The organism is Georgenia sp. 311 (assembly GCF_006151955.1).
Lineage (GTDB): Bacteria > Actinomycetota > Actinomycetes > Actinomycetales > Actinomycetaceae > Oceanitalea > Oceanitalea wutianyii.
Window position 1 is genome coordinate 1 of the sequence record NZ_VDFS01000030.1, and the last position, 12402, is coordinate 12402.

The 12402-nt window shown below is 73.5% G+C and carries 12 protein-coding genes; 5 read left to right on the forward strand and 7 right to left on the reverse strand.

Annotated features, from left to right (window positions below):
- The first annotated feature begins 62 nt into the window (after window positions 1-62).
- Window positions 63-1697, forward strand: coding sequence for a glucose-6-phosphate isomerase (gene pgi, locus FHE66_RS05380; protein WP_139071956.1), 1635 nt, complete (start codon window positions 63-65; stop codon window positions 1695-1697).
- Between the two features lie 354 nt (window positions 1698-2051).
- Here the strand turns inward: pgi and FHE66_RS05385 are convergent, their stop codons facing one another.
- The gene (locus tag FHE66_RS05385; RefSeq protein ID WP_139071957.1) at window positions 2052-2846 is read right to left on the reverse strand and encodes a deoxyribonuclease IV; all 795 of its coding nucleotides are present in this window, start codon (window positions 2844-2846) and stop codon (window positions 2052-2054) included.
- Window positions 2847-2939: 93 nt separating this feature from the next.
- Between FHE66_RS05385 and FHE66_RS05390 the strand changes: the two genes are divergently transcribed.
- From FHE66_RS05390 to FHE66_RS05400, 3 genes are all read left to right on the forward strand, one after another.
- Window positions 2940-3845 (forward strand): serine hydrolase, encoded by a 906-nt coding sequence (locus FHE66_RS05390; RefSeq protein WP_139071958.1) that lies wholly within the window; start codon window positions 2940-2942, stop codon window positions 3843-3845.
- 173 nt (window positions 3846-4018) lie between these two features.
- Window positions 4019-4741 carry a cohesin domain-containing protein gene (locus FHE66_RS15375; protein ID WP_176554666.1) on the forward strand — a complete coding sequence of 241 codons (723 nt, stop codon included), beginning with the start codon at window positions 4019-4021 and terminating at the stop codon, window positions 4739-4741.
- A complete protein-coding gene (locus tag FHE66_RS05400) occupies window positions 4738-6576 on the forward strand; it encodes an amidase family protein (RefSeq protein WP_139071959.1) in 1839 nt (612 codons plus the stop codon). The genes FHE66_RS15375 and FHE66_RS05400 overlap by 4 nt, the downstream gene beginning before the upstream one ends.
- Window positions 6577-6628: 52 nt before the next feature.
- Here FHE66_RS05400 and FHE66_RS05405 read toward each other — a convergent pair whose 3' ends face one another.
- A complete protein-coding gene (locus FHE66_RS05405) occupies window positions 6629-7516 on the reverse strand; it encodes a ribonuclease Z (protein WP_139071960.1) in 888 nt (295 codons plus the stop codon).
- A gap of 117 nt (window positions 7517-7633) precedes the next feature.
- On the opposite strand from FHE66_RS05405, the gene FHE66_RS05410 reads away from it, so the two are divergent.
- Window positions 7634-8656: an adenosine deaminase gene (locus FHE66_RS05410; protein WP_218013621.1), complete on the forward strand. Its 1023-nt coding sequence runs from the start codon at window positions 7634-7636 to the stop codon at window positions 8654-8656.
- Here FHE66_RS05410 and FHE66_RS05415 read toward each other — a convergent pair.
- The 5 genes from FHE66_RS05415 to rlmC all read right to left on the reverse strand — a co-directional run bounded on the left by FHE66_RS05415 (window position 8638) and on the right by rlmC (window position 12384).
- Complete coding sequence (locus FHE66_RS05415; protein ID WP_218013622.1) at window positions 8638-8895, reverse strand: hypothetical protein; 258 nt, start codon at window positions 8893-8895, stop codon at window positions 8638-8640. The two genes, FHE66_RS05410 and FHE66_RS05415, sit on opposite strands and share 19 nt — an antisense overlap.
- 50 nt (window positions 8896-8945) lie before the next feature.
- Complete coding sequence (locus tag FHE66_RS05420) at window positions 8946-9452, reverse strand: hypothetical protein (RefSeq protein ID WP_139071961.1); 507 nt, start codon at window positions 9450-9452, stop codon at window positions 8946-8948.
- On the reverse strand, window positions 9449-10024 hold the full coding sequence (locus FHE66_RS05425; RefSeq protein ID WP_139071962.1) for a hypothetical protein: 576 nt from the start codon (window positions 10022-10024) through the stop codon (window positions 9449-9451). Before FHE66_RS05425 ends, FHE66_RS05420 begins: the two co-directional genes overlap by 4 nt.
- A gap of 12 nt (window positions 10025-10036) precedes the next feature.
- Window positions 10037-11185: a zinc-dependent alcohol dehydrogenase gene (locus FHE66_RS05430; protein ID WP_139071963.1), complete on the reverse strand. Its 1149-nt coding sequence runs from the start codon at window positions 11183-11185 to the stop codon at window positions 10037-10039.
- Between the two features lie 74 nt (window positions 11186-11259).
- Complete coding sequence (gene rlmC, locus FHE66_RS05435; protein WP_139071964.1) at window positions 11260-12384, reverse strand: 23S rRNA (uracil(747)-C(5))-methyltransferase RlmC; 1125 nt, start codon at window positions 12382-12384, stop codon at window positions 11260-11262.
- Between the last annotated feature and the right edge of the window lie 18 nt (window positions 12385-12402).

A 12402-nucleotide genomic window follows, 5' to 3' on the forward strand; every position in this document is an offset into this window, starting at 1 on the left:
CGCTCACGGCCGTGGCGCGCCATGATGGGGGGCGATCGCCCACCGAGCCCAGGAGCAGCACCGTGCCTCATCCCCAGGACATCTCGACCACCCCCGAGTGGGCCGCGCTCGAGGATCACGCCGCGCGCACCGCGCGGACCACCCTGCGCGAGCTGTTCGACGCCGACCCCGAGCGGGGCACCCGGCTGGCGCTGGAGGTGGGCGACCTCTACGTCGACTACTCGAAGAACGACGTCACCGACGAGACGCTCGCCCTGCTCGTCCGGCTGGCCGAGGCCGCCGGGCTCGCCGAGAAGACCGAGGCGATGTTCCGCGGCGAGCACATCAACTCCACCGAGGACCGCGCCGTCCTCCACACCGCGCTGCGCGCGCCGCGCGGCAGCGGGCTGGTCGTCGACGGCCAGGACGTCGACGCCGACGTCCACGCCGTCCTCGACAAGATGGCCGCGTTCAGCGAGCAGGTGCGCAGCGGCGAGTGGCGCGGCCACACCGGCAAGCGGATCGATCACGTCGTCAACATCGGCATCGGCGGGTCGGACCTCGGGCCGAAGATGGCGACCATCGCCCTCGCGCCCTACGCCACGCCCGACATCCGCTCCTCCTTCGTCTCCAACGTCGACGGCGACGACATCGCCGCCGTCCTCGCCGCCGCCGACCCCGAGACGACCCTCTTCATCGTCGCCTCCAAGACGTTCACGACGATCGAGACCATCACCAACGCGACGACGGCGCGCAGCTGGCTCCTCGCCGCGCTCGGTGACGAGGCCGCCGTCGCCAAGCACTTCGTCGCCGTGTCGACGAACACCGAGAAGGTCGCGGCGTTCGGGATCGACACCGCGAACATGTTCGGCTTCTGGGACTGGGTGGGCGGCCGGTACTCGATGACCTCCGCCGTCGGCCTCTCGCTCATGATCGCCATCGGGCCGGACAACTACCGCCAGATGCTCGACGGCTTCCACACCGTCGACACCCACTTCCGCACCACCCCGCTCGAGCGCAACGTGCCCGCCCTGCTCGGGCTCATCGGGGTGTGGCACCGCAACTTCCGCGGTGCGGCGACGCACGCCGTGCTGCCCTACAGCGAGAACCTCTCGCGCTTCCCCGCCTACCTCCAGCAGCTCGACATGGAGTCCAACGGCAAGTCCGTGACGATCGACGGCTCGCCGGTGTCGGTCCAGACCGGTCCGGTCGTGTGGGGCGAGCCGGGCACCAACGGGCAGCACGCGTTCTACCAGCTCATCCACCAGGGCACCCAGACCGTGCCGGCCGACCTCATCGGCCTCGTCCACCCGGGCGAGGAGGTTCCGGGCCACCACGACCAGCTCACCGCCAACCTCCTGGCGCAGGCCGAGGCGCTGGCGTTCGGCAAGTCGGCGGACGAGGTGCGGGCCGAGGGCGTGCCGGAGGAGCTCGTCGCGCACAAGACGTTCGCGGGCAACTCCCCCACGACGCTCCTGCTCGCCCCGCGCCTGACCCCGGCCGTGCTCGGGCAGCTCGTCGCGATCTACGAGCACAAGGTGTTCACCCAGGGCGTCGTGTGGGGGATCAACTCCTTCGACCAGTGGGGCGTGGAGCTCGGCAAGGTGCTCGCCAAGCGGATCGAGCCCGAGCTCAGCGCCGAGGAGGAGCCCGAGCTCGCGCACGACTCCTCGACCAACGCGCTCATCCGCCGCTACCGCCGCCTGCGCCGCTCCTGACCGTCACCGGGGCGGCTCTCCTGCCGCCCCGGTGCTCCGGCGGCTTGCCGGGCGCGCGGTTCCTGCCACCAAGTCGGCTCAGCAGCCCTCGAGAAGCGCCTCCCCGCGGCGTGTCGTCGGCGAGTCGCTGACTTGGTGGCAGGAACGCACGCGGCGGGGCTCGCGGCACGCGAGTCCGGCTCGGTCCGGGAGTCCGGCGCGCGGTTCCTGCCACTGAGTCACCTGAACGGGCGCCGGGGAGCGCTTCCCTGCGGCGTGTCGCGGGCGTGCCGCGGACGTGGTGGCAGGAAAGGCCGCGTGAGGCGCAGCCGACGCCGACGCGCGCGCCGGCGGCGCCCCGCGTGAGGCTTCGCGTCAGGCGAGGTGGGTGCGGACCCAGGCGATGTCGGCGCGGTGCTCCTCGACGCCGCCGGGCGTCTCGACGATGACGGGGGCGTCGGCGGCGCGGAGCAGGTCGGCGAGCTCGTCGGCGGGCAGGGTGCCCTGGCCGAGGTTGGCGTGCCGGTCGGCGCCGGAGTCGAAGGCGTCGCGGCTGTCGTTCGCGTGGACGAGGTCGATCCGCCCGGTCACCGCGCGCACCCGGTCCACGAGCCCGGCGAGCTCCTCACCGCCCGCGTAGGCGTGGCAGGTGTCGAGGCAGAAGCCGACGTCGGCGCCGCCGTCCGCCTCGAGCACGGCCGCCCACAGCTGCTCCAGGCGCTCGACGCCGCGCGCCATCGCCCGGTTGCCGCCGGCGGTGTTCTCGATGAGGACGGGCACCTTCGCGTCGAGCTGGTCGATGCACTTGCGCCAGTTGTCGAAGCCGACGGCGGGGTCGTCGGCCGCGAGCACGTGCCCGCCGTGGACGATGATCCCCGCGGCGCCGATCTCGGCCGCGGCGTCCACCTGCTTCTGCAGCAGCTTGCGGCTGGGGATGCGGATGCGGTTGTTCGTCGTCGCGACGTTGAGGACGTACGGCGCGTGGACGTACAGCGCCACGCCGGCCTCCTGCGCGGCGGCCCGCAGCGCCTCGGCGCCCCCGGGGTAGCGGACCTCGGGGCTCTTCCACCCCTGGGGGTCGCCCAGGAAGAACTGGACGGCGTCGGCCCCGCGTGCGCGGGCCTCGGCGATCGGGTCGGTCTGCTCGACGTGCGCTCCCACAACGGCCATGCACCGACCCTAACGTCTGGCGTCGCCACCGCCCCCGCCTCGCCCGCCGCCGTAGAGTTGGTCCTGCCGCCGATGCCACTGGGAGAACAGCCGATGCCGACGTCCGACGCCGCCCTCCTCACCGGGATCCGCCTGCGCAACGCGGAGCGGAACCTCGGCCTGTACGGAGTCCACCTCCACCGGGAGGGTCACGAGCCGGTCGAGCACCGCTTCCGCAACGACGACCTCGTCAACGTCTACTCGGGTTCCAAGGCCTTCACCGCGGTGGCGGTCGGGATGGCGCAGGCGGAGGGCCTGCTCGACCTCGACGACCCCGTGCTCGGCTTCTTCCCCGGGCAGGAGCACGCCGACGGCGTCGAGGCCATGACCGTCCGTCACCTGCTCCAGATGACGAGCGGGAACACCTTCACCTGGTGGGGGCCGGGCCAGGAGGAGCAGACGGACCTGCTCGCCGGGTTCCTGCGCTCCGAGCTCGTCGCCGAGCCGGGCGCGCGGTTCGAGTACTCCAACGGGTGCACCTACGTCCTCAGCAGGGTCGTCCACGCCGTGAGCGGACAGGACCTGCGTGACTACCTCCTCCCCCGGCTCTTCGACCCGCTGGCCATCCACAACCCGCAGTGGATGCGCTGCCCGCTCGGGTTCAGCCGCGGAGCCACCGATCTGTTCCTCCGCACGAGCGAGTACGCCCGCCTCGGCCGGCTCCTCCTCCAGGAGGGCCGCTGGGAGGGCGAGCAGCTCGTCCCCGCGTCCTACGTGCACGCGATGCACACCGACGTCGTCGAGACGCAGGGCTTCACGGACACCGAGTCGCAGGCCGGCTACGGCTACCAGGTGTGGGGCTGCACGCCGGAGGGCGCGTGGCGCGCCGACGGCATGTACGGCCAGTTCTCCGTCGTGCTGCCCCAGCAGCGCGCGGTCGTGACGACGACGGCGCACAACGAGGCCGCGTCCAACGACATCCTCCGGGCGGTCTGGGACGAGCTCCTGCCACTCCTGTGAGCACCCCCGGCTCCGGCCGCCGCCGGTGACGGAGTCCGCCTCCCCGCGCACCGCGTGAAACACGCGGGTAACGTCCGGGCCCATCGCGCGAAACACCGCCCGCCTACCGTCCGACGAAGGACGCGGCACCTTCGGAGCGCGTCCGAGCCCTGACGCAGCTGGAAGGACGGACCATGCCACCCACCCGCCGAACGAGGGGGGCAGCCGCCGGCGCCCTCCTGGTCGCGTGCACGCTCCTGGCCGTGCCCGCGGCCGCCGCGCCCACCGTCGCCGCGCTCACCGTCGACGTCCCGCAGACCGTGCCGGTCGCCCAGCGGGTCACCGTCGACCTCACGCTCGACGACGTGAGCGACGTCTACGCCTACGAGCTCGGCCTCGTCTTCGACGACGCGGTCCTCTCCCTGGCCCCCGACGCCGCGGCCACCGGCCCGGACGGCGGGTTCGACGCGCTCACCGCCACCGCCGACGGCGCCACGCTCGTCCACACCCGGCTGGGCACCTCCCCCGCGCTCGCCGGCGACCTCACGACGCAGGTCGAGCTCCTCGCGGTCGGGGCGGGCACCTCCGACATCACCGTGCAGGCCGAGCTCGTCGCCGCCGACGGGACGACGACGTCGGTCGAGGCCCCCGTCGCGACCGTCACCGTCACCCAGGTCGTCGAGCCGACGACGCCGCCGCCCGCGGAGCCGGCCGTCCCCGAGCCGACCGCCGACCCCGAGCCGACAGCAGCCGACCCCGCTCCCGCGGGTGCGGACGCCGGCACCCCGCCGCGCGCCGGCGGCCCGCTCGCCAGCACCGGCGCCGACGTGCGACTCGTCGGCGCGCTCGGCGCCCTCCTCCTCGCCGGGGGCGGCACCGCCCTCGCCGTGCGCCGCGCCCGGGCAGGTGCGCGATGACCCTCGTCCGCCAGTCCCGCAGGAGCACCCCCGTGACCACCCGCCGCACGGCCCTCACCGTCGTCCTCGTCGGCGGGCTCGCGCTCGCCGCGACCGCGACGGCGCAGGGCGCGCCCCGGCCCGCCGCCGCGACCCTCGAGCTGCCGCCCTACTACGCCGAGCTCGACCTCACCGGCGACGGCCAGGTGACCCCCGCCGACCTCGCCGTCCTCACCGGCGCGCTCGGCGCCACCGACGGCGAGCCCGCCTGGGTGCCCACCGCCGACGTCGACGACGACGGCGTCCTCACCGTCACCGACCTCGCCGCCGTCGCCCAGCGCATGGTCTACGACGACGGCCCGTTCGAGATCGTCGAGGCCTCGGTGATCGACATGCAGGCCGCGATGAACGCGGGCGTGACGACCTCCGTGGAGCTCACCCAGGCGTACCTCGAGCGGATCGAGGCGTACGACCGTGCCCTCCTCGACCCGGAGGGCCGTCCGCTCAACTCCGTCATCACGACGAGCGACGTCGCCATCGACGCCGCCGCCGCGGCCGACGCGACCCGCGCCACCAGCGGGATGACGAGCCTGCTGCTGGGGGTGCCGGTGGCCGTCAAGGACAACGTCAACACCGCCGACATGGCGACCACCGGCGGCTGCGGCTGCTGGGAGGACAACGAGACCGGCACCGACGCGACGATCGTCTCCGGCCTGCGCGCCGACGGCGCGGTCGTCCTCGCCAAGGCCAGCCTCGACGAGTTCGCCTTCGGCTTCGTCTCGGAGTTCTCGACCGGCCTCGAGCCGGGCAGCACGCTGCTCGTGGCCAGCCCCTACGACACCCGCCGCACCGCCGGCGGCTCCAGCGGCGGCACGGGCGCGGCGGTCTCCGCCAACCTCGTGGGCCTCGGGTTCGGCACCGACACCGGCGGCTCGATCCGCGTCCCGTCGTCCTACAACCAGCTCGTCGGCGTGCGGCCGACCATCGGCCTGGTGAGCCGCGCGGGCATCATCCCGCTCGCGCTGAGCCAGGACACCGCCGGCCCGATGGCGCGCAGCGTCGTCGACGCCGCCGTGGCGCTGGACGCCGTCGTCGGGGTCGACCCTGCCGACCCGGTGACCGCCGACCAGGCGGGCAAGGTTCCCGCGTCCTACGCGACGTCCCTCGACGTCGACGCGCTCGACGGAGCCCGCATCGGGTACGTGACGTCGATGGTGGGCAGCAACGCGACGACGACGCGGCTGTTCGCCGAGGCCACCGCCACCCTCGAGGCGCTCGGCGCGACCGTCGTCCCGCTCGAGGCGCCCGCGGGCCTCTCCGACGTGCTCGCCGAGCCGAGCGGGAGCACGAACGAGTTCCGCCACGACCTCGAGGAGTACGTCGCGGCGTACCTCGCCCCGCAGGTCGAGGCGCGCACCCTGGAGGAGATCGTCGCGACCGGTCACTTCGTCACCTCGCGCCAGCGCACCTACGAGTCCCGCGCCGCGGTGACCGAGGAGGTCTACCAGGCGTGGGCGGGGCCCGAGGGCAGCCACACCCGGGCCCTGGCGGCCGGGCAGGTGCTCGTCACCTCGTTCATGGACGAGCTCGGCCTCGACGCGCTCGTCTACCCCACCGGCACGCCGTACGGCACCGTCGGCCAGAACATGCGGCTGAGCCCGAACACCGGGATGCCGTCGGTCACCGTGCCGATGGGCCAGGCCATCGAGGCCGACGGCACGGTCACCGGGGCCGGGGTCAACCTCGAGCTCCTCGGCCGGGACTACTCCGAGGGGACGCTGCTCGGGTTCGCCTACGCCTTCGAGCAGGCGACGACGGCGCGCACGACGCCGGCGCTGTACGGCCCGCTCGGCTGACCCGACGCTCGTCCCGGAGGTGCCCCGCGCACCTCCGGGACGAGCGCGCCGTTCAGCCCGACCGGCGACGCGGCAGGGGGACCCGGTCGAGGTCGTGGGCGACGAGGACACGCGCGTCCCCCGCGGCGGCCTGGGCCTGGGCGCGCAGCGGCTCGAGGTCCGGGTAGCGCGAGGAGAAGTGGGTGAGCAGGAGCGTGCGCACCGACGCGGCGGCGGCCAGCGCCCCCGCCTGCCCGGCGGTGAGGTGGCGGTACTCCGCGGCGAGCGCGACGTCCTCGTCGGCGAAGGTCGACTCGGCGACGAGCAGGTCCGCGCCGTCGGCGAGCTGCTGCGCACCGTCGCACGGGGCGGTGTCCATGACGAGGGCGAAGCGCTGGCCGCGCCGCGGCACGCTCACCTCCGCCAGGCTCACCCCACCGACCCGGCCCTCGCGCTGCAGCCGGCCGACGTCGGGCCCGTGCAGCCCGGCGGCGGCGAGCCGCTCCGGCACCAGGGTGCGCCCGTCGGGCTCGACGAGGCGGTAGCCGTAGGTCTCCACGCGGTGGTCCAGCGGCGCCACCTCCAGCCCGGGCGCCACCTCCCCCGCACTGCGGTGCGGGTGCAGACGCAGGTCCAGGCCGGGCGAGGCGACGGACACGAGCGCCCGCACCACCTCCTCCCCGCTCGCCGGGTAGTGGAGGTGGACGGGGTGGCTGACGCCGTCGAGGACCATCCGCGAGAGCACGCCGGGCAGGCCGTAGCAGTGGTCGCCGTGGACGTGGGTGAGGCAGACGTGGTGCACCTGGGTGGCCGAGACGCCGGCGTGGGTCATCTGCCGCTGGGTGCCCTCACCCGGGTCGAAGAGGTAGCCGCGTCCGTCCCACAGCAGCAGGTAGCCGTTGTGGTTGCGGGTGCGGGTCGGCACCTGGGAGGCCGTCCCGAGGACGACGAGCTCACGCACGGCGCGATCGTACCGGCGCCCGCGCCGGACACCCGGCCCGCCCCGGCCGAGCTGCTCGGTACGCTCGCCCCGCCCGGCCGAGCGGGCCGGGCCCCGATCGACCAAGGGAGCACACGCGTGACCGTCACCCCCGACCTGCGCGACTTCATCGCCGGCCTGCCCAAGGCGGAGCTGCACCTCCACATCGAGGGCACCCTCGAGCCGGAGCTGAAGTTCACCCTCGCCCAGCGCAACGGCATCGAGCTCGAGCACGCTACCGCCGAGGAGGTGCGGGCGTCCTACGACTTCGACTCCCTCTCCTCCTTCCTCACCGTGTACTACGACTCCATGCGGGTGCTCGTCACCGCGGACGACTTCTACGACCTCGCGACCGCCTACCTCACCAAGGCGGCGAGCCAGAACGTGCGCTACGCGGAGATCTTCTTCGACCCGCAGGCGCACACCTCCCGGGGCGTGCCCTTCCCGACGATCGTCGGTGGCCTGCGCCGCGCCGTCCTGGACGCGCGCCGCGACCTCGGCATCCACGCCGAGCTCATCATGTGCTTCCTGCGCGACTTCTCCGCCGAGCACGCGATGAGCACGCTCATGGAGTCCCTCCCCTACCGCGACTGGATCCTCGGCGTCGGTCTCGACTCCGACGAGCGCGGCAACCCGCCGGCGAAGTTCGCCGCGGTGTTCGCCCGGGCGCGCCAGGAGGGCTACCTGCTGACGATGCACTGCGACATCGACCAGGAGGGCACCCACGAGCACATCCGCCAGGTCATCGAGGACATCCGCGTCGACCGGATCGACCACGGCTCCAACGCCTTCGAGGTTCCCGATCTCGTCGCCGCCATCAAGGAGCGCGACCTCGGCCTCACCTGCTGCCCGATCTCCAACGGCTGGGTGGTCGACGGCGTCAAGGAGACCGAGATCGTCGGCCTCCTCGAGCAGGGTGTCAAGGTGACCCTCAACTCCGACGACCCGGCCTACTTCGGCGGGTATGTCGCGGAGAACTACGAGCGGCTCGCCGAGGTCGCGGGCCTGGGCCGCGAGCAGCTCGTCCAGCTCGCCCGCAACTCCTTCGAGATCGCCTGGCTCAGCGGCCGGGAGCGCGAGCGCTACCTCGCCGAGCTCGACGCCTACGCCGCGGGGGCCTGACCCGCGAAGGCGCCCCCACCGCCGAGGACCCGCGCGCGGAGGCGCTCGGCGACCCGGCGGTGGGTGGCGGCGTCGGGGTGCAGCTCGTCGGGCAGCGGCAGCTCGGCGTAGTCGGCCGGGCCGTAGAGCTCGCGCCCGTCGAACAGGTTCGGGTCGTGCGCGGCGCGCAGGACGTCGGTGGTGATCGTCCAGCTGTCCGGCACGCCGGCTGCTCCCTCGTCGTCGGCGCCTCGGGTCACGGCGGCACCGTACTCGGCCGCCCGTCACGGCGCACGGTCCGGGACGCGGCTCAGTGCCACGCCCGCGAGCTGAGCCGCCGCGCGACGAGGACCGGCACACCGAGCCGCGCGGAGAGGTTCTCCGCCTGGAGGATCGGGTACGGGACCGGGTGGGAGGCCCCGAGGACGAGCATCTCGTGCTCGCCGTCGCCCGGGACGACCAGGTGGAAGTGGTACGGACCGGAGGGGGTCGCGTCGAAGCGCTGGGGCCACAGCCGCACGAGCGCCCCGTCGGCCACGACGGCGCGCTTCTCGAAGAGGTCGAGGTTCGTGTAGCCCATCGGGACGTGACGCTGGAGGTCCGCCGGTTCCTCGGTGTCGAGGAAGCACGGCGTCACGCCCCGGTTCGTCACGTAGAACCGGGCCGTGGCGTCGTGGGCGACGTCGAAGAGGCCCGGCCCGTCCAGCCATCCAGGGTCGACGGCGCTCGGTACCTCGGCGCGGACCTGCGGCAGCGGGTGCGCCTGCCACCCGGCGTCGTCCCCGCGCAGGTTCCACACCGGCGAGGTGGCGCTCACCGGCCGCGCCGCAGCAGCGCGCGCACGCCGGCGACGGCGGCGGCGCCGGCCAGCACCCACGGCCCGGCCACGAGCACGGGGTCCATCCACTGGTGGTTGACGTCCACCCGGCTGCCGCGCCGCGAGCCCACGCCGTCGTGGCTGAGCTCGGCGCGCACGCCGGTCTCGGTCACGGGGTTGTCCGGCCGCCCGCTCGCCAGGGAGCGCAGGTGGCTCTCGGCGGCGTCGACCCGGTCCGCGGCGATGAGCAGCAGCCAGTGCGCCGCCCGGGCCTCGCTGAAGCGCGCGTAGGAGTAGCGCCGGATGGCGCCCGACAGCCCGTGCAGCGGCGCGACCGTGCCGAAGACCGGGGTGAGCCTCATGTGCTCGACGGACCGCTCGCGGGGGAAGGTCTCCTCCTGCTGCTCGGGCAGGTCCCAGTGCGCGCCGGTGCGCTCCGCGCGCTCCTTGGGGTAGGAGGGTCGGTCGGCGGGGTCGAGGTCGACGCCCCACCCGGGGATCCGGGCGCGCAGCTCCTCGGCGGAGGGCACCGGGGGTGTGGCAGAGGTGTATACGGGAATGCGCTCGCTCATGTCTCTCTCCTCTCAGCTCGCGCTGGGCACGATCAGGGGCTTGATACAGCCGTCGAGCTTCGCCGAGAAGAGGTGGTAGCCCTCGGCGATGTGCTCGAGGGGGATGCGGTGGGTGACGATCTCGCTCGGCTTGAGGTAGCCGTTGCGGATGTGCTCGAAGAGCCGCGGCCACTGTCGTTTGACGGGGGCCTGGTTCATCCGCAGGGTGAGGCCCTTGTTGACGGCGTCGCCGAACTTCACCTGGCTGAAGATGGGGCCGTAGGCGCCCATGACGGAGACGGTGCCGCCCTTGCGCACCCCGTCGATCGCCCAGTTGAGCGCGACGGGTGAGCCGCCCTGGAGCTTGAGCTTGGCCGAGGTCACGTGCTGGAGGAAGCTGCCGTCCGCCTCGGCACCCACGGCGTCGATGGCGACGTCGGCGCCCAGGCCGTCGGTGGTCCGCTTGAGGTGGACGACGACGTCGTCGAGCTCGGCGAAGTTCACCGTCTCGGCGTGGGCGAAGGACCGGGCCTTCTCCAGCCGGTACTCGAGGTGGTCGATGACGATGACGCGGGCCGCACCCATGAACCATGCCGTCTTCGCGGCGATGAGGCCGATCGGGCCGGCGCCGAAGACGGCGACCGTGTCGCCCTCGCGGATCTCGCCGAGCTGGGCGCCGAAGTACCCGGTGGCGACGGCGTCGGTGAGCAGGACGGCGTCCTCGTCGTCCATCCAGTCCGGGATGATCGTCGGTCCGACGTCGGCGAAGGGCACCCGCACGTACTCGGCCTGGCCACCGTCGTAGCCGCCGGTGGTGTGGGAGTAGCCGTAGATGCCGCCGACGGCGGTCGCGTTCGGGTTGACGTTGTGGCAGTTGGACAGCAGCCCGCGGGAGCAGAAGTAGCACGAGCCGCAGGAGATGTTGAAGGGGACCATGACCCGGTCCCCCGGCTTGAGGCTCTCCACGGAGGAGCCGACCTCGTGGACGACGCCGATGAACTCGTGCCCGAAGGTCGTGCCCACCCGGGTGTCCGGCATCATCCCGTGGTAGAGGTGCAGGTCGGAGCCGCAGATCGCGGCCAGCTCGACCCGCACGATGGCGTCGTTCGGATGCTCGATCGCCGGGATGTCCTTCTCCTCGACCCGGATCTTGTACGGACCGCGGTAGACCATCGCACGCACGGGGACCTCCACTCGCTGCTCGGGGGCAGCCAGGGTGGCACGGGCGGCCGAGGTCCGCAGGTCGAAGCGCCCGGTCAGCGGCGGGTGAGCTGGAGGAGGACCTCGGAGTGCGGGGTCTGGGGGAACATGTCGAGCACCTGGCCGCGCACGGCCACGAGCGAGGGCGTGGCCGCGAGGTCGCGGGCGAGGGACGTGACGTTGCAGCTGGAGTAGAGGACGTGCCGGACGCCCGAGTCCTCGAGCCACTGCGCGAGGCGCGGGCCGATCCCGCGCCGGGGCGGGTTGACGACGACGAGGTCCGGGACGGTGCCGGCGTCCAGGGCGAAGGCGGTCGCGTCCCCGGCGAGGAAGCGCACGTCGGCGAGCCCCGCCTCGGTCCGGCTGCGCTCGGCGGCGGCGACCGCGTGGGCGCTCGTCTCGATCCCGGTGACGGTGCGCCCGGGGCGGGCGGCGTGCAGGGCGAAGCCGCCGACACCGCAGTACAGGTCCCACACCGAGGACGGCGCCACCTCCTCCACCCACCGGCCGGCCTGGGCGTACAGCGCGGCGGCGACCTCGGTGTTGGTCTGGAAGAAGCCCTGGGGTCGCAGGTGCAGGGCGATGCCGCCCAGCCGCATGGTGAGGGTCTGCTGCTCGGTGAGGACGACCTCCTCCTCACCCTCGACGACGGCCTTGTGCTCCGGGAGCAGGTTGACCGAGACGACGGCGACCTGTGGCAGGTCGGCGAGCAGCGCGGGCAGGTGCTTGCGCACCCGCGGCAGGGCCTCGCGGGAGCGCAGGACGAAGCGGACCATGAGCTGCCCGTCGGGCGACTCGGTGACGACGAGGTTCTTCAGCTCACCGCGTCGGGCGGGCACGTCGTAGGGGGTGAGCCCGGCGGTGGTGACGAAGGCGGTGAGGGCATCGAAGGCGGCCCGGATGCCCGGGGCGATGATGCCGCACTCGCGCAGGTCCACTCCCCTGCCCGCGGCGTCGAGGATGCCGAGCGTGGGCGCGGTGACGGTGCCGCCGACGACCATCTTCGCCTTGTTCCGGTAGCCGGACTCCCGGCTCGCGACCGCGGGGAGCCACTCGGCCGGGCCGTGGGACCCGAGGACAGCGCGGGCGTGCTCCTCCTTGCCGGCGAGCTGGGCGGCGTACGGCGTGCCCATGAGGGTGCACGAGGTGCACCGGCCGGCGTCGAAGTAGGAGCACTGCATGGCCCCACCAGCGTACGG